Source organism: Methylobacterium soli (assembly GCF_008806385.1).
GTDB lineage: Bacteria > Pseudomonadota > Alphaproteobacteria > Rhizobiales > Beijerinckiaceae > Methylobacterium > Methylobacterium soli.
In genome coordinates, this window is the sequence record NZ_VZZK01000033.1 from 768 (window position 1) to 22,156 (window position 21,389).

Below are 21,389 nucleotides of genomic sequence, written 5' to 3' on the forward strand. Positions count from 1 at the left end.
TCCTCAACGCCATCCTCCGGAGCAGCACGCCATGGCAGCCACAAAGCGCTTGACCGCAAAGACAGTCGCTCACCCCAACCCTCTCCCGCACGGGAGAGGGGGTCCGTCGCGCCGAACCGAACCGGGGCTGCCTATTTTCCAGCCCGCTGCAACGCGATCGGGCCCGGCTCTAAGACTCGTCGTTCCAAGAGGGCTTGGTCCTGCCTGACCTTAGCCGAGACACCACCGACCCACCGCTCCTCGCGACTTGAACGTCAGGACGTGCCCGATCGATTGCAGATCCGACCATCGGCTGTCAGTGATCGGCCTGCACCCTCTTGCGAAGCGCCCTTCTCTGAGAACGATCATGCGCCTGTCTGGAAGTCTCGTCCGAGCGATCATTCTCGTGGTTGCTCTGCCCTGTGTGGCGGAAGCCAAGCAGCTTTGCGGACGCGAGGTCGTTCCGTTCGCCGAGATGGTCGCGGGCATCAAGGCTGCTCCGGGCACGGAGGTAACGCGAGAGACCGCCTCACTCGTTGAGATACAGGACGCGAAGCAGCAGATGCTTTGGACGCTTGCCAAGCCGAGCGGTGGCGGGCCGGCCGCCTATATCTGCCGGAGGGTCGCTCAGGAGGACGGGCAGGTGAAAATTCTTATGACCGCCGAGTGCGTCGGGGAGGCGCTCGGGTGCGACGGCATCATCGGCCGCATCCTGACGGAGCAGAACAGGGCAACGGCCCCGTTCCGGCAAAGATAATGCTCCGGGCTTGAGGCCCCAAGCGGACATTCGAAGTGGGCGCGGCGTTCAACAGGCCTTGCCCGATCGGGAAGCCGAGGCTGTTGAAGGTCTTCTGAAGGTGGAGAGCGGGCGTTCCAACAAGCGGCGGTTTCTCCGCTCACAGCGGACATTCGCGGCCTGAGCGCCACGGAACCCCGAAGGCTAGGGACAGCGCGCCTTCGGAGCGACCGCAGCGTCGGGCTGCCCGCTCGTCGCCAGGGCTCTCGCGACAAAGCCTGATGCCTTCATCTCCTCGATGAACCGGCTCATGTAGGCAGCCGCCGTCTCTCGTCCCCGAGGCATCGCGACAGCCTGTTCGATCACCATGAAGCGGCCGGGCAGAACGCGAAATTCCGCATGCTCCCGTGCATAGGCTTCGAGCGGCTGCCGCACGGAGGCGACAGCCTCCAGATGATCCCGCGCGAACACCGCGACGGCATCGCGCGAGGTCGGCGCGAAGAATTGCTCGCGAAGCACCCTGATATGGATCTCAATCTAATCCCGCTTGGCTGTCAGGGTGGTGACGATCTGAGGAAGGGCCATCACGCCACCGCCTTGCGCTGCTGACGCTGCCAGTAGCCGCAGAACGACAGGGACTTGGCCGACACGAGGGCGAGGCGCAGTGTGCGCTGAAAGGGCTTCTCAAAGCTGAGTTGAAACGCAGGGGTGTGACCTACGCGCAACTCGTGGAAAAGCTGGACGCCATCGGCGTGACGGAGACTGAGCCGAACATCCGCAACAAGCTGGCGCGCGGAAAGTTCACGGCCGTGTTTATCGTGCAAGTCATGACTGCAATTGACGCCCGTGAGATCCGCATATATTAAAAATCTCTTGAATTGATCTCGATTTCAAGGCTGTCCAGTATGATTTCATGAGGCCAAGTATCCTCCGGGTCGTTTGGATGGCGGGTCAACACAAAACGGTTGCTGCCTGGAAAGCCAATGGGGCCTTCGCTGACCTCACTCCAATCAGGCGAGCAGAACCAAGTCGCTTCCATTACAAGTTTGGTTCTAACACATTGTTTATCGCTTATATTATGAGAACCTATACAACACAGAGAGAACACAGCAGCATTAACCGGCGTCTGCTCGCGCACAAATCTTATTGCCCGTATCCGAAATCGGAATTTGCCATACCAATAATCTCGTGGAACATCTATAAATATTTCTCCTGATCTATCTTTATCATTGTCAAACTCTACGGTGTCAGGATCTTCTGCTTGCAGCGAAATGGATCTGCGCCGAGCACAGGGCCGGCTACTAGATGGATCAATTCGGCTGCCCAGAACAAAAATCGTCGTGGTTCGCGCGCCTGAATAATATATCGGATACCCGAATGCAGTATATTCTCCATCGACCTTCAGAATATTTATTTCGTATATAATAATATTACCCTTCTTAAATTCACGCATATCATTAAGAAACGACCATTTATAAAAGTTGCTTACAGAAAACTGACTTATACCGTTTGCCCCACTTACCACGTAAAGACGGTAAATCCCCTCAGATGGATTTTCAGGCTTTACTAGCACCGGGGAGATTTCTGTCTGTGTGTAATAAAAATTTTGCGCTTTTGAACAATCAAACTGAATATTAATTCCAGATCGAAGTGCTATTATATCAAATGACGGGCTTTTTATGCCTTGTTTCTCAGATATTATCCTCAACCTTTCTTCAAGTGCTCGAGCTATTTCCTTCAATTCCATGCTCAGCAGCGATGGTGTCTTGAAAATCCGCCATAGGTAAACGAGCGGAAAAAAGAGCAGGATAGCTGCGCTTCCGGCTGCCTTTGTTGCTAGTTCGCCTCCGGCTTCGCTGGGGCCGCCCACAAGCCAAAGCAGACAGATAGCTAGCACGGCCAAGATGATGGTGATCACCAGCCGCTCTGTTGACTCAAGAGCGAGAGCGGAGCGCGTATCTTTGAGGGCTCGTTTGTGGACGGAGCGCCAGTAATTGTCTGCCATGGTACATTGCTAACACCGCAGACGGTAATCTGTGTAGCTTCCACCGGGTTCTCTCCAACCCGGTCGTCTGAGGCGTCAGCACCGCTTGGTGCATTTGCTCCATAAGGCCGCGATCTCGCGCACGAGATCGCGAGGCGGGACTTGGGCCATGGCGTCATCCTGCGGCAGAGAGGCTAAGAGCCCGAGGAACGCGGCGCCTCCCGTGGACAAGAATGTGCGGATGGTGCTGACGCGTTTCAGGGCCGGTTCGGCGATCGGTTTGGGGGTGGCACTCATGGCATTGTCAGGTCCCGCGATGGCGGAGATCACCGTCATGATCTCGGGCGGCTTCTCCCTGGCGTATCAGGAAGTCATCCCGGACTTCGAGCGCGAGACGGGCATCGCCGTCACCACATTGTCCGGTGCGTCCCAGGGGGCGGGTCCAAAGACCATCAGCGCCCAGCTTGAACGCGGTGTGCACGCCGATCTGGTCATCCTCTCCAGGGAGGGGCTGGACGAGCTTGTTGCGGCCGGCCGGATCATCGGCGGCTCGGACAAGGAGCTTGCGCGCGTGCCGCTCGCTGCGGCCGTGCGTCAGGGAAGCCCGAAGCCCGACATCGGCAGCGTCGATGCGCTCAAACGGAGCCTGCTCGCTGCGCGAGCGGTCAGCATGCCCGAGAGCACCAGCGGTCAGTTCCTCAAGGCCGTGGTGTTCCCGAGGCTCGGGATCGCCGACACGGTGTCCGTGACGGTCGTGCCTCGGGGGATCGATTCCACGTCGATGCTGGCAGCCGGCGGGTCGGATCTCGCACTCGGGCCTGTCAGCGAATTGGTGAACCAGCCCAACGTGGAGCTTGTGGGTCCGCTTCCCGAGGAGGTGCAGCTTGTCCAGGTGTTCACGGCAGCGATCGTCGACACCGCACGCCATCGGGACGAAGCCGAGCGTCTGACGGCGTTCCTGGCATCCGACCGCACCCTTGCGGCGATCAGGAAGGCCGGCATGGGAGCCGGTCGGCGATCGCCCGACGCGTTAGACGCCGATTCCGCCAAGGCGGCTTGCCTGACGTCGGAATGCGCCTTGGCCTGCGTGGAGCGTCCGAGACGGCCGCCCAGCATGTTTCAAACGGACAGCACGGCCTGCTGGAACGCCCCGTCCTTTGAAGTCCCTGGTCTCATTGGGTTTCGACCACTTGAGAGGCGCAACCGCAGTTTGTATCTATTCTAAGTCTATGTTTTAATTGAGTTTTTGGGATTGAACGGCGAAGCTTGAGCGGGCAGGACAGGATTCGGGCGTCAACGAACGCTCGCGGAAGGTCTCGCCATGCACCCCATCGCCCGACGCCTCGCGGCGACCGTCGCACTCGGCCCCCTGGCGCTCGCGGCGCAGCCGCCGGGCCCGGCGCGGGCCCAGGAGGCGAGCGTGCGCCTCGACCAGATCGCGGTCGAGGGCAGCGGCGCGGCGCCGGCCGGTCCGGGGATCGGCAACGGCTCGGCCACCAGCGGCGGCGGGGGCGGCCCGAGCGGGGTCGTCGGCTACACCGCCCGGGTCAGCCCCACGGCCACCAAGACCAACACCCCGCTGATCGAGACGCCGCAATCGGTCTCGGTGGTGACGCGCCAGCAGCTCAACGACCGCAACGTGCAATCGCTGAACGAGGCGATCAGCTACACGCCCGGCGTCTCGGCCAACGTCTTCGGCTTCGACCCGCGCTTCGACGCCTTCTACATCCGCGGCTTCAACGTGACGAATGTCGGCATCTACCGTGACGGCCTGCGCCAGCCCTCCGCCCCCTTCGCGATCCCGAAGGTCGAGCCCTACGGCCTCGACGCCATCACGATCCTGCGGGGGCCGGCCGGCGGCCTCTACGGGCTCGGATCGCCCGGCGGCATCGTCGACGTCACCTCGAAGCGCCCGACCGCGACGCCCTTCGGCGAGGTCTGGCTGCAGCGCGGCCAGTACGATCGCTACCAGGGCAATTTCGATGTCGGAGGCCCGATCGAGGGCAGCGACGGGCGCTTGCTCTACCGGCTCACGGGCGCCGTCCGCCAGAGCAACAACTTCCTGCCGGGCGGCATCGACGACAGGGCCTACATCGCGCCGGCCTTCACCTGGAAGCCCTCGGCCGACACCACCTTCACGGTGCTCGCCGAGTATCTCAACAACACGGTGCCGGGCAACGTCTCGTTCTACTCGGACTTCACCGACCCGCGCTTCCAGAAGACGCGCCTGTTCTCCGGTGATCCGGCCTTCCAGAACCTCAACACCGAGCAGTACCGCATCGGCTACGCCTTCGAGCACAAGTTCAGTCCGGACATCATCTTCCGGCAGAACTTCCGTTACTACCATGTGGATGCAGACCTGCGGTATACCGAGATCACCCCCGGCGGCCTGAGCGCCGATCTGAGCACCGCCGCCCGCGATACCGGCCGCATCGCGAACGTGCTCGACACCTTCTCGGTCGACAACCAGCTCGAACTCCGCGGGGCCACCGGCGCGATCCAGCACACGCTCGTCGGCGGGATCGACTACACCTACGCGACCTACAGCCAGCGCAGCGGCTTCGGCCTCGCGCCGGACCTGCAGCTCGGCGGCCTGATCCGACCGAATTACGGCGCACAATTCATCCCGGTCCCGGATCTCGGCAACGCCACCCGGGTCACGCAATCGCAGCTCGGCACCTACGTGCAGGACCAGGCCAGGCTCGGCCGCTTCATCCTGACTCTGACCGGACGGCACGACGGCGTCACCACCACCTCCGGAAGCGTGGCCAGTCCGGGCACCGCGACCGAGGCGGTCAACCGGGCCTTCAGCGAGCGCGTCGGCCTCAACTACCTGCTCACCGACGACCTCGTCCCCCTATGTCAGCTATGCCAGCACCTTCGCGCCCCAGCTCGGGCTGACCCGCCTCAATCAGCCCTTCGCGCCGACCGAAGGGACGCAGATCGAGGGTGGCATCAAGTTCAACGTGCCGGGCACCAGCGTCTTTCTCAACGCGGCCGTGTTCGACATCACCCAGACCAACGTGCTGGCGCCCGACCCGGTAAGCCCCCTCTTCTTCGTCGCGCCGATCGGCGCCGTGAACTCGCACGGCGCGGAACTCGAGGCGGTGGCCAATCTCGGCCCGGGCATCAACGTCACGGCGGCCTACAGCCACGTCGACATCCGGACGATCAGGAACCCGGGCAGCCCGGAATCGGTGGGTCTCTCCCTCTCGGGGGTGCCCAGCAACACCTTCCGGATGTTCGCGACCTACGCGCTCCCGACCTGGTCGGAGCTCTACGGCCTGAGCTTCGGCGGCGGCATCCGCTATGCCGGCACGAGCCCGGCAAACGATGTGCCGAACACCTTCCGCAACTCCACCGTCACCCTGTTCGACGCGGTCGCCGCCTACGACTTCGCCAAGGTCGATCCCCGGCTCCAGGGCATGCGCCTGCAGGTGAACGTCACCAACCTGCTCGACCGCAACTACTTCACCTGCCAGGCGGGGGCCTGCTACCGCGGCCAGCCCCGGCAATTCATCGCGAGCCTGATCTATCGCTGGTGATCCGGGGGCCGGAACCTCGGATGCGTTGAGGGGACGGGCGAGCCGGCCCTCACGCGCGCCTCACGCACCTTTGCGGGTCGCCTGCGGCCGGGCGCGGCCGAAATCGGGCTCGGCGGTTTCCTGGCCCATGGCCACGATGCCGCGGCGGATGGCGCGGGTGCGGGTGAAGAGGTCGTGGAGGGCCTCGCCGTCGCCCCAGCGGATGGCGCGGGCGAGCGCTGCCAGATCCTCGTTGAAGCGGCCGAGCATCTCGAGCACCGCGTCCTTGTTCGTCAGGAAGACGTCGCGCCACATGGTCGGGTCGGAGGCGGCGATGCGGGTAAAATCCCGGAAGCCGCCCGCCGAGAACTTGATCACCTCGGATTGCGTCACCGCCTCGAGGTCGGCCGCCGTGCCGACGATGTTGTAGGCGATGAGGTGCGGCACGTGGCTGGTGATGGCGAGCACGAGATCGTGATGCTCCGGGCTCATCGTCTCCACGATGGCGCCGAGCCCCTCCCAGAGCTGCCGCACGGTCGCGACCGCCGCCGCATCCGCGTCCTCGGCCGGGGTGAGGATGCACCAGCGGCCTGAGAACAGGGTCGAGAAGCCGGAATCGGGCCCGGAATACTCGGTGCCGGCCACCGGGTGGCCGGGCACGAAGGCCACGCCCTCGCTGAGGACGGGGGCGACGGCGGCCACCACTGCGCCCTTGACCGAGCCGACATCGGACAAGACCGCGCCGGGCTTCATCCGTCCCTGGATCGCCGCAGCCACAATCCCGACGGCGCCGACCGGCACGCACAGGATGACGAGGTCGGCCCCCGCCACGCCCTCGGCCGCGTCCGCCGTGACGTGGTCGGCGAGCCCGAGGGCGCTCACCCGCTCGCGCACGCCCTCATCCTGGTCGATCGCCACGATCGTGTCGGCAAGGCCGTATTGCCGGGCGCCCCGGGCGATCGAGGAGCCGATCAGGCCGAGACCCACGATGGCGAGCCGGCTCAAGGGCTGCTTAGCCGGCTCCGAAAGTGTCGCCGCCTCAGACATCGCGCGTGCCTCGGACGAAATCCGCGAGCGTCGCCAGGAACGCCTCATTGGCGGCCTCGCTCCCCACCGTCACCCGCAGGGCGTTCGGCAGCCCGTAGGCCGCGACCCGGCGGGTGATGACGCCGCGCGCGGTCAGGAACGCATCCGCCTCCGCGGCGCTCCGGCCGGGCGCGTCGAGGAAATGCACCAGGATGAAGTTGCCGACGCTCGGCGTCACCCTGAGCCCCAGCGCCTCCACGGCCTCGGTCATCCGCGGCAGCCAGGCCGCGTTGTGGGCGGCCGCTGCCGCCACATGCGCCTCGTCCGCGATGGCGGCCGCGCCCGCCGCGATCCCGGCGCCCGACAGGTTGAAGGGCCCGCGAATGCGGTTGACCGCGTCGACGATGGCGGGGGGGGCCACCATCCAGCCGATCCGGAGCGAGGCCAGCCCGTGGATCTTCGAGAAGGTGCGGGTCATCACGACGTTCTCGGATTGCAGCACGAGGTCGAGCCCGGCCGAGTAATCGTTGCGCCGGACATATTCCGCGTAGGCGGCGTCGAGGACGAGGAGCACGTGGGCGGGCAGGCCCGCATGCAGGCGCTGCACCTCCGCGAAGGGCAGGTAGGTGCCCGTCGGGTTGTTCGGGTTGGCGATGTAGACGATGCGGGTGCGCGGGGTGACGGCGGCCAGGATCGCGTCGACATCGGCCGTGAGGTCGCGCTCGGGCGCCACCACTGGAGTGCCGCCGGCCGCCAGGATGGCGATGCGGTAGACCAGAAATCCGTGCTCGGCGTAGATGCCCTCGTCGCCGGGGCCCACGAAGGCGTAGGCGAGGAACGACAGCAACTCGTCCGAGCCCGCCCCGCAGACGATCCGGGCCGGGTCGAGCCCGTACTTGGCCGCGATGGCCGCGCGCAGGGCCGTGGCGTTGCCGTCCGGATAGAGGGCGAGGCCGCCCGCCGTCTCGCGCATCGCCGCCATCGCGGCCGGGCTCGGGCCGAGCGGCGTCTCGTTCGAGGAGAGCTTGTAGACCGGATGCGCGCCGGGCGCCCCGCTCTTGCCCGGCACATAGGCCTCGATGGCGAGCACGCCGGGGCGCGGCACCGGGCGGAGGGCGGCGGGTTCTGGGCTGGCGGCGGTCATGGCAATCGCAACGGCATGGGGAGTGTCGCCCGCCCCTCTACAGCATTTCGCGCCCGCGTGGACCGCCCGGGGCGCCGGAAATTGCGTGCCCGGTCCCGCCCGCGGGGCCCGGGCTTTGCGCGTCTCAGACCCGGAACCGGGCCGCGTGGCTGCCGGTCTCGTCGAGCGCGCCCAGGGCGATGCCGGCCCGCTCCAGGGCCTCGCGCAGCTGCCGGGCGCCGACGCCCCCCGGCACGGCGAGGAGCAGGCGCTCCTGCCCGGCCTCCGGCGCGGCGCGGGCCACCACCTCGCCGTAGAGGTCCTGCAGGGCGCGCTCGGCCTGCGCGGTCCAGGCCTGCGTGCGGGCGGCGTGCAGCACCCAGTCACGCTGCGCCGCCGCCGGATCGTCGAGGGGCTTGGCCACCACGAAGACCGGCGTGCCGGCCGGGTGCGTCGGCCGCTCGATGAAGGGAAGGCGCGCGATCACCTTCGGGCGGCCCTCGCCCACGAGCCCGTCCCACCAGGCCGCGCCGGCCGCGGGCGCCTTGGCGCCGCGCGGGTCGAAGCGGAAGATGCCGAGATCGCCGCGCGAGGCCGCCACCGCCTCGATCACCGCCGCGCAGGTCGGGTGCGGCCGGTACGGCACCGTGAAGCCGAAATGGAACCGCGCGGAATCGCGCATCGCCGCATCCCCCCCCGAGATGTCGGCATGGACCGAGAACGGCGCCTGCACCCAGGTGAAGGTCGCGATGATGACGCGCCAGATCCCCTCCACCGTGTCGAGGGGCAGGAGGCCCCGGTGGCGCTCGGCGACGCGGCGCATCATCGAGGCCTCGCGCCCCGGCCGGAAGGCGGAGCCCGAGGCCGAGGTGCCCTTCACGGCAATCAGCCGGTCGATGATCGAGCCGCGCTGGATCAGCAGGGCGTGCATCTCGGCGTCGATCCGGTCGATCTCGGCGCGAAGATCCGCGAGGTTGTCGAGCGGCGGCGCGGCTCTCTTGGAAAAGCGCATGGGGCTTGGGTTCTGCGGGTGATTCTGGGGGCCGAGCGGGTCCGGCGGGGTCTCGTCCGGCCCCGTGTTTACGATCCGGCGCGGCGAAGGGCCAGCCGCGATGGTTGCGCGGGAGGCAAGGCCGGGGGCCGGGTGTCACGGGCGCTCGCCAACGGAGGCGCGCGAGCCGACTTGCACGCGAGCCGACTTGCACGCGAGCGGACGCGGCCGGACCCGCCCCTTTCGTTGACGCGTCGGCGCGCGCACACTACCTCCGTGGAGCGAGGGACGATGGCGCCCGCCGGCGCAGGCCGCCTCGCGCGCCGTTCCGCGCCGCGGGTGCGAGACGGCGGCAGCCCCTTTCCAGACGCGTCATGGACACCATTCCGGACACTGCCCTGAAGCCGGAACCCGTCGCCGAGACCGGCATGCGGGCCCGTCTCCCCGCGGACCTGCCGCAGGCCCTCGACCCGCGCAGCCCCGTCGCCCGCTTCGGCACCGACGAGCCGCTTCCCATGGATGCGGGAGTCCTGCTCGCGCCCTTCCAGATCGCCTACCAGACCGCCGGGACCCTGAACGCCGCGCGCTCGAACGCGGTGCTGATCTGCCACGCCCTCACGGGCGACCAGCACTTCGCCCACACCCACCCGGTCACCGGCAAGCCCGGCTGGTGGGAGACCCTGGTCGGCCCCGGCAAGCCGATCGACACCGACCGCTACTTCGTCATCTGCTCGAACGTGATCGGCTCCTGCATGGGCTCCACCGGCCCGGCCTCGATCGACCCGGCGACGGACCGGCCCTACGGCCTCGACTTCCCCCTCGTCACCATCCGGGACATGGTCCGGGCCCAGGCGATGCTCCTCGACCGCCTCGGCATCCGCGACCTGTTCCTCTGCGTCGGCGGCTCGATGGGCGGCATGCAGGTGCTGCAATGGGCAGCGCTTTATCCCGAGCGCGTCTTCGCCGCCCTGCCGATCGCCACGGGGCCGCGCCACTCGGCCCAGAACATCGCCTTCCACGAGGTCGGCCGGCAGGCGATCATGGCCGATCCCGCCTGGGCGGACGGGCGCTATCTCGAGGCCGGGACGCGCCCCGCCAAGGGGCTCGGCGTCGCCCGGATGGGCGCGCACATCACCTACCTGTCGGAGCCCGCGCTCCACCGGAAGTTCGGGCGCCGCTTCCAGGGCGGCTCGGCCCCGACCTTCTCGTTCAACGCCGATTTCCAGATCGAGAGCTACCTGCGCCACCAGGGCCTCAGCTTCGTCGAGCGCTTCGACGCCAACGCCTATCTCTACCTCACCCGGGCGATGGATTACTTCGACCTCGCCGAGGACCATGGCGGCGTCCTCGCCAAGGCCTTCCAGGGCACGAAGACCCGGTTCTGCGTGATCTCCTTCACCTCGGACTGGCTGTTCCCGACCTCGGAATCCCGCGCCATCGTGCACGCGCTGAACGCCGCCTCGGCGCCGGTCGCCTTCGTGGAGGTCGAGAGCGACAAGGGCCACGACGCCTTCCTGCTCGACGAGCCCACCATGTTCTCGGCGGCGCGCGGCTTCATCGACGCGGCGGCCCGGGCGCGCGGCCTATGAGCGGGCGCGACGAGGCCATCCTGGGCAACGCCGCCGATTCGGCGCCCTGGGACGCCGCCGAGCGGCTGCCCCACGGCACCGAGGCGGGGGGCGCGCGCGTCGATCACATCGTGGTGCTCGGCCTCGTGCCGCCGGGGGCGCGGGTGCTCGATATCGGCTGCGGCGACGGCTCGCTCCTGGCGCTGCTGCGCGACCGCCGCGGCGTCGACGGGCGCGGCATCGAGTTGTCGCGCGAGGGCGTCAATGCCTGCCTGGCCCGGGGCCTGCCGGTGATCCAGGGGGATGCCGATACCGACCTCGCCAACTATCCCGACGACGCCTTCGACGTGGTGGTGCTGTCCCAGACCATCCAGGCGACGCGCAATCCCCGCATCGTGCTGGAGCACCTGCTACGCATCGGCCGCCAGGTGATCATCTCCTTCCCGAATTTCGGGCATTGGCGGGTGCGGTCCGAGCTCGCCTTCCGGGGCCGGATGCCCGTCACCGAGATCCTGCCCGAGGCCTGGTACGAGACCCAGAACATCCACCACTGCACCATCCGGGACTTCGTCGGCCTGTGCCGCGAGATCGGCGCCCGGATCGAGAAGGCGACCGCCCTCGACGCGCGGGGCCGCCCGATGCGGTTCTCGATGCCGTGGTGGTTCTGGAACCTGATCGGCGCGCAAGGGGTGTTCCTGCTGCGCCGGGGGGCCCCGCGGGACTGACCCTCAGGCCGCGCGCTCGAGGGGCGGTGCCGAGACCTCGACCCGGTTCCGGCCGTTGCGCTTCGCCCGGTAGAGGGCGGCGTCGGCCTGCCGCAGCAGGGTGTCGAAATCCCGGCCCGAAGCCGCGCTCGTGGCGATGCCCACGCTGGTGCCGACGCGCAGCCGCGGCAGGGCCGGGATCGCGAGATGCGCCAGCGCCTTCCGCACCAGGGTGGCCCGGGCCAGCGCCGCCTCGGGGCCGTGATCCGGGATCACGCAGGCGAATTCCTCGCCGCCCATCCGGCCGAGTAGGGCGCCGGGCGGCAGCAGGGCCGCGGCGGTGCAGCAGAACCCGACCAGCACCCCGTCGCCGACCGCGTGGCCATAGGCGTCGTTGATGTTCTTGAAGTGGTCGAGGTCGAACAGGAGCAGGGCCACCGGGCGCGCCGGATCGGCGAGCAGCGATTCGGCCGCCGCCACGAAGGCGCGGCGGCTGGCGATGCCGGTGAGCGGGTCGGTGTCGGCGGCGTGGCGCTGCTCGTGCTCGGCCCGCTCCTTCGTGAGCGCCATGAACGTGAAGGCGATCGCCACCGTGAACAGCATGCCGCCGAAGCACAGAATCGCGAGCCAGGGCGAATCCATCACGTTGCCGGCGCTCGGCAGGGGCGCCACCAGGGCGAGGGGGATCCGCGCCCAGTAGAGCGCCGCATAGGCCCCGAGCAGCACGATGGCGGGGTAGCGCGACACCAGCGCCTCGGCCCGCCCGCGCCAGACATCGACCGCGCCGGCCGCGCAGAAGGCTCCGGCGATCGCGGAGGCCAGGATCACCCGGGCGGGCAGGGAGCCGTAGAAGGCCGGGACGAGGCAGAGCAGGCCCCAGGCGGCAGCGCCGGAGAGCGCGATGTCGAGGCGCAGGCGCTGTTTCTCGAAGGCGCGCACCCCGCTCCAGATCAGCCCGTAGGCCCCGATCATCAGGGTGTTGGCGACCCCGATCGAGACCCAGTCCGGAATCACGCCGCGGAGCGCGAGCAGCGCCGACGCGAAGGCCCCGGCGAGATGCGCCACGCCCCAGATCGCCAGCGCGAGGGTGCGCCGGGCCTGACCCCAGGACAGCAGGAACAGCGTCCCGACCATGAAGGTCACGACGACGGTCACCAGCAGCAGGGTCGGCGTGTCGAGGCGCATCCATCCCCTTCCGGCATCCGCCCGGCCCATCCGGCTGCGACGCCCGGATCCGTGGGTAGGACCCCATGCCGAAGACAGGGTTGAGCTTATCGTTCAAATACGACCTAAAGGTTGCTTTAGGCGGATTCGGATCCTGTCGATCCCCGGCGGGTCGGGGTTCGTACCAGGCGTGATTTCCGACCTGTCGCGGGGTTCGACCCGGATCGGCACAGACGCGCGGGAGCGGCGGCAGGAATGCGTTAACGTTGCACGTGAAAACCCCGGCCCGGCTCCTGACGCGGACCCACGCGGACCGGGACGAGGGCCCGAGGCACGGTGCCGGCGGCCCTGGATCGTTCCCTCACGCCTCGTCGCGCTTCGTGCCCGGCGCCGGCACCAGGCGGGTGATGCGCAGGGTGGTGATGCGGTTCTTGGCCTTGCGCAGGACCTGGAAGCGGAAGCCGTGGAAGTTGAAGGCCGTGCCCTGGTCGGGGATCGCCCGCGCCTCGTGGATGACGAGGCCCGCGATGGTGGTGGCCTCGTCGTCGGGCAGGTTCCAGTCCATGGCCCGGTTGAGGTCGCGGATCGGCACGGAGCCGTCGGCATTGACGGAGCCGTCGCCCTGCGGCCGGACGCCCGAGACCGTGACGTCGTGCTCGTCCGCGATGTCGCCGACGATCTCCTCGAGGATGTCCTCCAGGGTCACGAGACCCATCACCGAGCCGTACTCGTCGACCACGAGGGCGAAGTGGGTCTTCTTGGCCAGGAACGCCTTGAGCTGGGCGCGCAGGCTCGTCGTGTCGGGCACGAACCAGGTCTCGAGGGCGAGCGCCTCGACCTTGAGGCCGGAGGCGTCGCCCCCGGCCGCGTCGAGGGCGCGCAGCAGGTCCTTGGCGTGGAGCACGCCCACGATATTCTCCGGCGTGCCGCGCCAGAGCGGCATCCGCGTGTAGGGCGAGGACAGCACCTCCCGGACGATCTCCTCGGAGGGCAGGTCCGCGTTGATGGTCCGCATCTTGGTGCGGTGGACCATCACCTCCGAGACCGAGAGGTCGGAGAGGTCGAGGAGGCCCCCCAGCATGTCCCGCTCGGCCTTGGCGACGCCACCCTCCCGGTGCAGCAGGGCCACCTGACCGCGGATCTCCTCCGTCGCCGACAGGATCGATTGATGCGCCCCGATGGTGATGCCGAAGGGGCGCAGCATCAGCCGCACCACGCTCTCGATCGCCACCGTGAGGGGCCCCAGGACCGCCACCATGAAGGCCACCGGCCGGGCCATGATCAGGGCGGCCCGGTCCGGCGTGCTGATCGCCAGGGTCTTGGGCAGCACCTCGGCGAAGACGATGACGAGGATCGACATGCCGGCGGTGGCGTAGAGCACGCCGCTCTTGCCGAAGATCGCCGTGAGCACGCTGGTGGTGAAGGCCGAGGCCCCGATCGCCACGATGTTGTAGCCGATCAGCATGGCGCCGATGAAGCGCTCGCGCATCGCCAGGATGCGGTTGACGATGCCGGCGCGGGCATCGCCCCCGGTCTCGAGGGCGAGCATCCGGGCCCGCGAGGCCGCCGTGAAGGCCGTCTCGGCCCCCGCGAAGAAGGCCGAGAGCAGGAGCGAGATCACCACGATGCTCGCGGCGAGCCAGAGGTCGGTGTGGGTTTCCATCAGGCCGGTATGTTCGCCTGTGGGCGGCCCGTAAAGCGGGCGCGCGGCTTCAGCCCTTCAGCCGGGACTTGATGCGGTAGGTCAGGCCGTCGCGGACATCCCGGTAGGCGTCGAGGCGCTGCTCGCGCGAGGCGTCCTGCAGGATGGTGGGGTCGGGGGTCGGCCAGTACTCGACATCGGCCGCGAGCGTCCGGGTCAGTTCGAGGGCGGCGTGGTGGGCCTCCGGCGCCAGGGTGACGATGAGGTCGAAATTCAAACCCTCCCACTCCTCCAGCTGCTCCAGGGTGCGGGGCTTGTGACGGGAGGCGTCGATGCCGATCTCGTCGAGCGCCGCGACCATGAAGGGGTCGGCCGGCTCCCCCGAGCGCACGCCCGCCGACTGCACGTAGATCGACTTGCCGAAGTAATGGCGCGCGATCGCCTCCGCCGCCAGCGAGCGCACGGCGTTGAAATTGCACATGAACAGGGCCGATTGCACCCGCTTCTTTTTCGGGCCGGCATGGTCCATCGCCCGCCTCGCTCTCAGGCCGGGGCAATGCGGGCGGCGCGCATCGTCACGCGCCTCAGCCCTTCCAGTGCAGGGCGAAGATCAGGGTGAACAGGCGCCGCGCCGTGTCGTGGTCGAGGTCGACCTTGCCGTCGAGGCGCTGCTTCAGGGTCTCGGACGCCTCGTTGTGCAGGCCGCGCCGGCCCATGTCGATGGCCTCGATCTGGGTCGGCGAGGCCGTCCGGATGGCGTTGTAGTAGCTCTCGCAGATCATCTCGTAATCGCGGATCACGCGACGGAACGGGGTGAGCGAGAGGAGATGCGTGATCACCGGCTCGCCCGTCGGCGTCCGGATGGCGAAGGAGAGCTTGTTCTCGACGAGGCCGAGATTGAGGGCGTAGGGGCCCTCGCGTCCGGGAATCGCGAAGTGGTTGTCCTCCAGGATGTCGAAGATCGCGATGGCGCGCTCGTGCTCCTGGTCCGGGTTGCCCCGCCCGATCGAATCCTCGTCGAGGGTCACCGCCGCGAGGCGATCCTTGCCCTTCGCCTCGCTCATGCGGATGCCTCACCCCCGTCGCGCGGAAAATCGCGCTCGCCCGCCCGGCCGCCCTGCGCGGAGACGGGCAAGCTCGCCAGTATCACAGGTTCAGGCGGATCGCGACGGACCGCGCATGGCCCTCCAACCCCTCCGAGCGCCCGAGCGCGATGGCGGCCGGGCCGAGGGCGCGCAGGGCCTCGGCGTCGCAGCGCAGGATCGAGGTGCGCTTCATGAAATCGAGGAGGCCGAGGCCCGAGGAGAACCGGGCCGAGCGGGCGGTGGGCAGCACGTGGTTCGGGCCCCCGACATAGTCGCCGATCGCCTCGGGAGTGTGCGCGCCGAGGAAGATCGCGCCGGCATTGCGGACCTTGAGGGCGAGCGCCTCGGCCTCCGCGGTCTCGATCTCGAGATGCTCCGGCGCGAGGCGGTCGACGAGGGGGATCGCCTCGTCGAAATCGCGCACCCGGATGATGGCGCCGTAATCCTGCCAGCTCGCCCGGGCGATCTCGGCGCGGGGCAGGCTCGCCAGCGCTCGCTCCACGGCCCCCTCGACCGCCTGCGCCAGGTCCGCGCTGTCGGTGATCAGGATCGACTGGGCGGCGGTGTCGTGCTCGGCCTGGGCCAGGAGGTCGGCGGCGATCCAGTCCGGGTTGGCATGGCCGTCGGCCAGGATCAGCACCTCGGACGGGCCCGCGATCATGTCGATGCCGACCTGGCCGAAGACCCGGCGCTTGGCCGCCGCCACCCAGGCATTGCCGGGGCCGACGATCTTGGCGACCGGCGCGATGGTGGGCGTGCCGTAGGCGAGCGCCGCCACCGCCTGCGCGCCGCCGACCCGGTAGACCTCGTGCACGCCCGACAGCCGCGCGGCCGCGAGCACCAGCGGGTTCACGACGTCGTCCGGCGTCGGCACCACCATGACGATCCGGGGCACGCCGGCGACGCGCGCCGGCACCGCGTTCATCAGCACCGAGGAGGGATAGCTCGCGGTGCCGCCCGGCACGTAGAGCCCGACCGATTCGAGGGCCGTCCAGCGCCAGCCCGCGGTGACGCCGAGGCTGTCGGTGGCGAGGTGATCCTCCGGCCGCTGCTGCCGGTGGAAGGCCTCGATCCGCTCCGAGGCCAGCGTCAGGGCGGCCAGCGCCTCGGGCGGGCAGGCGTCGAGGGCGGCGGAGATCTCGTCCTCCGTCACCCGCAGGCGCGCTTGCGAGAACTCCGCGCCGAGGCGGTCGAAACGGCGGGTATAGTCGACGAGGGCGGCATCGCCCCCGGCTATGACGCCCGCGATGATGTCCCGCACGGTCTCGTCGACATCCTCCGAGATCTCGCGCTTGACGGTGAGCAGGCGCGCGAAATCCTGCGCGAAGCCGGGGGTGCTGCTGTCGAGGCGAACCATCGGGGCTGTGCCGTTCTCCAGAGGAATGTCAGGCGCGGGGCGGCGGACCGCCTCAGGCCGGCGGGGCGCCGAGGCCGGCCCCGGTTTCCGCCGCGTGGCCGGGGCGCGTCTCGCTCTCCCAGACGGGGCCGAGATCCTTCATCCGGACCTCGATGCACTCGACATCGAGGCGGATCGCGGCGCCGCCCGAGAAGATCAGCGTGACGGTGCCCGAGGGCGCATCGCCCGGCTCGAAGGTGACGGCCAGGAGGCTGAGCCCCGCCTCGGCATCCTGCCCCGGCGCGATGCCCCGGGTGCGAACCCCGAGCACGCGCTCGAAATGCACGCCGGCGAGCCGGCGCCGGGGCGCCTCGCCCTCCCGGATCGACCAGTCGAAGCGGCGCACCACCAGCACGAAGCGGTGCTCGGCGGCCAGATAGGTGAGGTCGCCCGCCCGCAGGACCGCATCCTGCAGGTGGGCCGAGATCACGGTCAGGTCCTCGGCGTCGAGGGCGGCGAGCTTGAGAAGCTCCATGGCGAGGCAGTCGCGCTCCGGCAGGCGGGATGCCCGCGTCAGGTCGGTATAGGCTGGGGCGTAGGTAGCGAGGGGATCCCCGTCCGGCAACCGCCGGCTGCGTCGGAGCCGTTCTGGAGACTGCCGCGGATCCTGACGAGACCCGACGGAGGGGCGGATCTCGGAGCGCCCCGCGCCGACCGGGCCGCCCACGCGTTGCGTGGCGGATCCGAGTTCCCGAAAGTCTCTCCGCGGGCCGTTCTCCCGGAAAGACTGTGCGTCGATCAGACATTCCGTGGATCGGGCGCGCGGGACCTCAGGCGCCGTTCATCTGAGGCGCTTAAGGTCGCGACAGGACCCCGGTATTCGCGATGATGGAGACCCTGACGGTGAAGCGCTTCACGCTGGCGGCAATCGCCGCCCTGACCCTCGGCACGACGCTCGGCGCAGTCGAGGCCAGCGCCCAGTATTACGGCGACGATTACGGCGGGCGCCGCTACGAGCGGCGCTACGACGAGGACCGCTACGAGCGCCGCCGCGCCTACGACGAGGATCGCTACGAGCGGCGCCGCGATTTCGGGCCCCCCGGCGGCCGGCGCAGCAGCATCTGCGTCACCGCCCGCGGCAATTGCGTGACCCGCCCCGCGCCCTACAACTCGGCCTGCGGCTGCGAAGTCCCGGGCTTCGGCTTCAAGCGCGGCCAGATCGGCGGCTAAGGCCGCCGCGTCGCGCCCGGGGCCGCGACGGCGGCGCCCGGGGCGGCGTTCGGCTCAGCTCCGGACGCGCTGGATCTGGGCGCCGCAGCGGCCGAGCTTGGCCTCCAGGGCCTCGAAGCCGCGGTCGAGATGGTAGACCCGGTTGATCTGGGTCTCGCCCTCGGCGGCGAGCCCGGCGATCACCAGCGAGACCGAGGCGCGCAGGTCGGTCGCCATCACGGGGGCGCCCTTGAGGCGGTGGACGCCCTCCACGATGGCGAGGTCGCCCTCGAGCCGGATCTTGGCGCCGAGGCGGGCCAATTCCTGCACGTGCATGAAGCGGTTCTCGAAGATCGTCTCGCGGATATGCGAGCGGCCCTTGGCGAGCGTCATCAGCGCCATGAACTGCGCCTGCAGGTCGGTGGGGAAGCCCGGGAACGGGTCGGTCGTCACGTCGACCGCTGCGATGCCGGCGCCGTTGCGGCGGATGCGGATGCCGTCCGGCACCGTCGTCACCTCGGCGCCCGTGGTGGCGAGCACGTCGAGGGCGGAGTGCAGGAGGTCGGCGCGGGTGTTCTCCAGCGTCACGTCGCCCCCGGTCATCGCCACCGCCATGGCGTAGGTGCCGGTCTCGATCCGGTCGGGCAGGACCTCGTGACGCGCCCCGTGCAGGCGCGAGACGCCCTCGATCACGATGCGGGGCGTGCCCGCGCCCTCGATCCGGGCCCCCATCTTGATCAGGCACTCGGCGAGGTCGACCACCTCCGGCTCGCGGGCGGCGTTCTCGATCACCGTGGTGCCGTGGGCGAGGGCCGCGCCCATCAGGGCCACGTGGGTGCCTCCCACCGTGACCTTCGGGAAGCGGATCTCGCCGCCGCGCAGGCCGTTCCGGGTCCTGGCCACGACGTAGCCGCCGTCGATCTCGATCTGCGCCCCCAGCGCCTCCATCGCCATGATCAGCAGGTCGACCGGCCGGGTGCCGATGGCGCAGCCGCCGGGCAGCGAGACCTTGGCCTCGCCGAAGCGCGCCAGCAGCGGCGCGATCACCCAGAAGCTCGCCCGCATGGTCGAGACGAGGTCGTAGGGCGCCGTCGTGTCGATGACGTTCGAGGCGGTGAGCCGGATGGTCTGGCCGGTCTCGGTGGTTTGGCCCGGCCGCTTGCCGACCACCATGTGGTCGACGCCGTGATTGCCGAGGATGCGCGAGAGCGAGGCGATGTCGGCGAGCCGGGGCACGTTGACGAGCTCCAGCGTCTCCCCCGTCATCAGGCTCGCGATCATCAGGGGCAGGGCCGCGTTCTTGGCGCCCGAGATCGGAATCACGCCGTTGAGCGGCGCGCCGCCGGTGATGTGGATGCGGTCCATGTCGGTCCTCTCAGCCCCGCGCTCCTTCGGGAGCGTCGGCGCCGTTCATTCCCCTGAGGCGCGTGATCGCGCCTCGCTCGTTACGGCCACGTATAGGGCAGTTTTGGCGGAAAGGGGACCGGGATCAGGCTTGCGAGCCGGGCTCGCCCGTCGGTTCGGGGGGCGCGCCGGCATCGCCGGGCGGCGTTTCCGCGGCATTTTCGGGCGAAGTCTCGGCTCTGGCGCGGCCCTGCGCCTTACGCCGCCGCAAGTTGTCTCGCAGCGCTGCCTTCAACCGCTCCGCGCGGGCGGCGTCGTTCTTCGTGTTCATGATGCGCGACCCATCGTCGCCCGGACTTTCTGGGGCTTTGCCCCATGCGCATACAGGATGCAAAGCAGGGATGTTGGAACCCAGCTTGAACCGATTCCAAATCCGCCTGTATCTTACCCCCGACGGCGCCGCGAAAGACGCCCGCAAGGAAACACCCTCCATCTGATGCGAGATCGGGCGGGACGCGACGGCCGCCTCCCGGACAAGGGCTCGGAAGCGAGCGGGCCCCTCCTCGACGATCCCGCTCCGGGCCGCAGCAAGGTCGCCCGGTCAGCCACGCGAAGGACGAGCCCCTTGACCCTCATGCCCGCGACGACGACCGACACGACATCGGCTCTGGGCCATTCTCCCCTGACCGGCCCGGCTCCGGTCGTCCGCACCGGCACGGATTACGAGGCGCATTTCCGCGGCGCGCTGGAGCGGCTGCACGGGGAGCGCCGCTACCGCGTCTTCGCCGATATCGAGCGCATCGCCGGCCGCTTCCCCACCGCGCATTGGCGCCGGCCCGACGGCTCGGTCCGCGAGATCACCGTCTGGTGCTCGAACGATTACCTCGGCATGGGCCAGCACCCGGAGGTGGTGGCGGCCATGACCCAGACGGCGCTCCGCTGCGGCGTCGGCGCGGGCGGCACCCGCAACATCGCGGGCAACAACTCGCCCCTCGTCGACCTCGAGCGCGAGCTCGCCGACCTCCACGGCAAGGAGGCGGGCCTCGTCTTCACCTCGGGCTACGTCTCGAACCAGGCCGGCATCTCGACGATCGCCCGGCTGATCCCGGATTGCCTGATCCTGTCGGACGCCTTCAACCACAACTCGATGATCGAGGGCGTGCGCCACTCGGGCTGCGAGAAGCGGGTCTTCCGCCACAACGACCTCGCGCATCTGGAGGCGCTGCTGATCGAGGCGGGCGACCGGCCCAAGCTGATCGTGTTCGAGAGCGTCTACTCGATGGACGGCGACGTCGCGCCGATCGGGGCGATCTGCGACCTCGCCGACCGCTACGGCGCCATGACCTATCTCGACGAGGTGCACGCGGTGGGGCTCTACGGCCCACGCGGCGCCGGCATCGCCGAGCGCGACGGGGTGATGGGGCGCGTCGACGTGATCGAGGGGACGCTGGCCAAGGGCTTCGGCTGCGTCGGCGGCTACATCACGGGCTCCGGCATCCTCTGCGACGCGGTGCGCAGCCACGCCGCCGGCTTCATCTTCACCACCGCGCTCCCGCCCGCCATCGCGGCAGCCGCGCGCGCCTCGGTGCGCTACCTCAAGCGCTCCGGCGAGGAGCGGGCGGCGCATCAGCGCCAGGCGCAGAAGACCAAGGCGGCGCTGGAGGCCGCGGGCCTGCCGGTGCTCCACACCGAGACCCACATCGTGCCCCTGATGGTGGGCGATGCCGAGCTCTGCAAGGCGGCGGCCGACCACCTGCTCGAGCGCCACGGCATCTACATCCAGCCGATCAACTACCCGACCGTGCCCCGCGGCACCGAGCGCCTGCGCATCACGCCCTCGCCCTTCCACGACGAGGCGCGCATCACCAAGCTGACGGCGGCCCTGGCCGAGACCTGGGACACCCTCGACCTGCCGCGCGCCGGCACCGTCTTCGTCGAGGCCGCCGAGTAGCCGGCGCCTCACGCGCTTCTTGG

At 69.0% G+C, this 21,389-nt stretch carries 21 protein-coding genes and 1 pseudogene; 9 read left to right on the plus strand and 13 right to left on the minus strand.

Features of this window, described 5'->3' with window-relative positions; all coding sequences use genetic code 11:
• Positions 1–346 precede the first annotated feature (346 nt).
• Positions 347–736 (plus strand): hypothetical protein, encoded by a 390-nt coding sequence (locus F6X53_RS24395; protein WP_151003195.1) that lies wholly within the window; start codon positions 347–349, stop codon positions 734–736.
• Positions 737–919: 183 nt separating this feature from the next.
• Here the strand turns inward: F6X53_RS24395 and F6X53_RS24400 are convergent, their stop codons facing one another.
• Entirely contained in the window at positions 920–1,234 is a 315-nt protein-coding gene (locus tag F6X53_RS24400) for a type 2 periplasmic-binding domain-containing protein (RefSeq protein WP_191970979.1), read from the minus strand.
• Positions 1,235–1,443: 209 nt separating this feature from the next.
• Between F6X53_RS24400 and F6X53_RS33370 the strand changes: the two genes are divergently transcribed.
• Positions 1,444–1,581 carry a DUF6471 domain-containing protein gene (locus F6X53_RS33370; protein ID WP_238298171.1) on the plus strand — a complete coding sequence of 46 codons (138 nt, stop codon included), beginning with the start codon at positions 1,444–1,446 and terminating at the stop codon, positions 1,579–1,581.
• Here F6X53_RS33370 and F6X53_RS24410 read toward each other — a convergent pair.
• Positions 1,578–2,720 (minus strand): hypothetical protein, encoded by a 1,143-nt coding sequence (locus F6X53_RS24410; RefSeq protein ID WP_151003197.1) that lies wholly within the window; start codon positions 2,718–2,720, stop codon positions 1,578–1,580. The two genes, F6X53_RS33370 and F6X53_RS24410, sit on opposite strands and share 4 nt — an antisense overlap.
• Before the next feature lie 202 nt (positions 2,721–2,922).
• Between F6X53_RS24410 and F6X53_RS24415 the strand changes: the two genes are divergently transcribed.
• The 3 genes and pseudogenes from F6X53_RS24415 (at position 2,923) to F6X53_RS33380 (ending at position 6,244) form a co-directional block, all read left to right on the plus strand.
• A complete protein-coding gene (locus tag F6X53_RS24415; protein WP_238298169.1) occupies positions 2,923–3,924 on the plus strand; it encodes a substrate-binding domain-containing protein in 1,002 nt (333 codons plus the stop codon).
• Positions 3,925–4,020: 96 nt separating this feature from the next.
• Positions 4,021–5,487 (plus strand): annotated as a pseudogene (locus tag F6X53_RS33870) (TonB-dependent receptor plug domain-containing protein); the annotation flags it as partial.
• A gap of 109 nt (positions 5,488–5,596) precedes the next feature.
• On the plus strand, positions 5,597–6,244 hold the full coding sequence (locus F6X53_RS33380) for a TonB-dependent siderophore receptor (protein WP_238298173.1): 648 nt from the start codon (positions 5,597–5,599) through the stop codon (positions 6,242–6,244).
• A gap of 60 nt (positions 6,245–6,304) precedes the next feature.
• Here F6X53_RS33380 and F6X53_RS24425 read toward each other — a convergent pair whose 3' ends face one another.
• From F6X53_RS24425 to F6X53_RS24435, 3 genes are all read right to left on the minus strand, one after another.
• On the minus strand, positions 6,305–7,270 hold the full coding sequence (locus F6X53_RS24425; RefSeq protein WP_151003199.1) for a prephenate/arogenate dehydrogenase family protein: 966 nt from the start codon (positions 7,268–7,270) through the stop codon (positions 6,305–6,307).
• Positions 7,263–8,393, minus strand: coding sequence for a pyridoxal phosphate-dependent aminotransferase (locus tag F6X53_RS24430; RefSeq protein ID WP_151003201.1), 1,131 nt, complete (start codon positions 8,391–8,393; stop codon positions 7,263–7,265). The genes F6X53_RS24425 and F6X53_RS24430 overlap by 8 nt, the downstream gene beginning before the upstream one ends.
• Before the next feature lie 124 nt (positions 8,394–8,517).
• The gene (locus F6X53_RS24435) at positions 8,518–9,384 is read right to left on the minus strand and encodes a chorismate mutase (RefSeq protein ID WP_151003204.1); all 867 of its coding nucleotides are present in this window, start codon (positions 9,382–9,384) and stop codon (positions 8,518–8,520) included.
• Between the two features lie 353 nt (positions 9,385–9,737).
• Here F6X53_RS24435 and metX point away from each other — a divergent pair, with 353 nt between their 5' ends.
• Both metX and metW read left to right on the plus strand, forming a co-directional pair.
• The gene (metX, locus tag F6X53_RS24440) at positions 9,738–10,952 is read left to right on the plus strand and encodes a homoserine O-acetyltransferase MetX (protein ID WP_425324700.1); all 1,215 of its coding nucleotides are present in this window, start codon (positions 9,738–9,740) and stop codon (positions 10,950–10,952) included.
• A complete protein-coding gene (gene metW / locus F6X53_RS24445) occupies positions 10,949–11,656 on the plus strand; it encodes a methionine biosynthesis protein MetW (protein ID WP_151003206.1) in 708 nt (235 codons plus the stop codon). Before metX ends, metW begins: the two co-directional genes overlap by 4 nt.
• Positions 11,657–11,659: 3 nt before the next feature.
• Here the strand turns inward: metW and F6X53_RS24450 are convergent, their stop codons facing one another.
• The 6 genes from F6X53_RS24450 to F6X53_RS24475 all read right to left on the minus strand — a co-directional run bounded on the left by F6X53_RS24450 (position 11,660) and on the right by F6X53_RS24475 (position 17,397).
• Positions 11,660–12,820: a GGDEF domain-containing protein gene (locus tag F6X53_RS24450; protein ID WP_151003208.1), complete on the minus strand. Its 1,161-nt coding sequence runs from the start codon at positions 12,818–12,820 to the stop codon at positions 11,660–11,662.
• A gap of 340 nt (positions 12,821–13,160) precedes the next feature.
• The gene (locus F6X53_RS24455) at positions 13,161–14,462 is read right to left on the minus strand and encodes an HlyC/CorC family transporter (RefSeq protein WP_151003210.1); all 1,302 of its coding nucleotides are present in this window, start codon (positions 14,460–14,462) and stop codon (positions 13,161–13,163) included.
• A 49-nt stretch (positions 14,463–14,511) separates the two neighbouring features.
• Complete coding sequence (locus F6X53_RS24460; RefSeq protein WP_151003212.1) at positions 14,512–14,970, minus strand: arsenate-mycothiol transferase ArsC; 459 nt, start codon at positions 14,968–14,970, stop codon at positions 14,512–14,514.
• A gap of 55 nt (positions 14,971–15,025) precedes the next feature.
• Positions 15,026–15,505, minus strand: coding sequence for a UPF0262 family protein (locus F6X53_RS24465; protein ID WP_151003214.1), 480 nt, complete (start codon positions 15,503–15,505; stop codon positions 15,026–15,028).
• 82 nt (positions 15,506–15,587) lie between these two features.
• Positions 15,588–16,883, minus strand: coding sequence for a histidinol dehydrogenase (gene hisD, locus F6X53_RS24470; protein WP_151003216.1), 1,296 nt, complete (start codon positions 16,881–16,883; stop codon positions 15,588–15,590).
• A gap of 52 nt (positions 16,884–16,935) precedes the next feature.
• Positions 16,936–17,397 (minus strand): DUF2948 family protein, encoded by a 462-nt coding sequence (locus F6X53_RS24475; protein ID WP_151003307.1) that lies wholly within the window; start codon positions 17,395–17,397, stop codon positions 16,936–16,938.
• Between the two features lie 350 nt (positions 17,398–17,747).
• On the opposite strand from F6X53_RS24475, the gene F6X53_RS24480 reads away from it, so the two are divergent.
• Entirely contained in the window at positions 17,748–18,092 is a 345-nt protein-coding gene (locus F6X53_RS24480; protein WP_238296943.1) for a hypothetical protein, read from the plus strand.
• Between the two features lie 54 nt (positions 18,093–18,146).
• Here the strand turns inward: F6X53_RS24480 and murA are convergent, their stop codons facing one another.
• Complete coding sequence (gene murA / locus F6X53_RS24485; protein ID WP_151003218.1) at positions 18,147–19,436, minus strand: UDP-N-acetylglucosamine 1-carboxyvinyltransferase; 1,290 nt, start codon at positions 19,434–19,436, stop codon at positions 18,147–18,149.
• A 124-nt stretch (positions 19,437–19,560) separates the two neighbouring features.
• Positions 19,561–19,746, minus strand: coding sequence for a hypothetical protein (locus tag F6X53_RS24490; protein WP_151003220.1), 186 nt, complete (start codon positions 19,744–19,746; stop codon positions 19,561–19,563).
• 303 nt (positions 19,747–20,049) lie between these two features.
• Between F6X53_RS24490 and hemA the strand changes: the two genes are divergently transcribed.
• Positions 20,050–21,366 (plus strand): 5-aminolevulinate synthase, encoded by a 1,317-nt coding sequence (gene hemA / locus F6X53_RS24495; RefSeq protein WP_238296945.1) that lies wholly within the window; start codon positions 20,050–20,052, stop codon positions 21,364–21,366.
• The last annotated feature ends 23 nt before the right edge of the window (positions 21,367–21,389 follow it).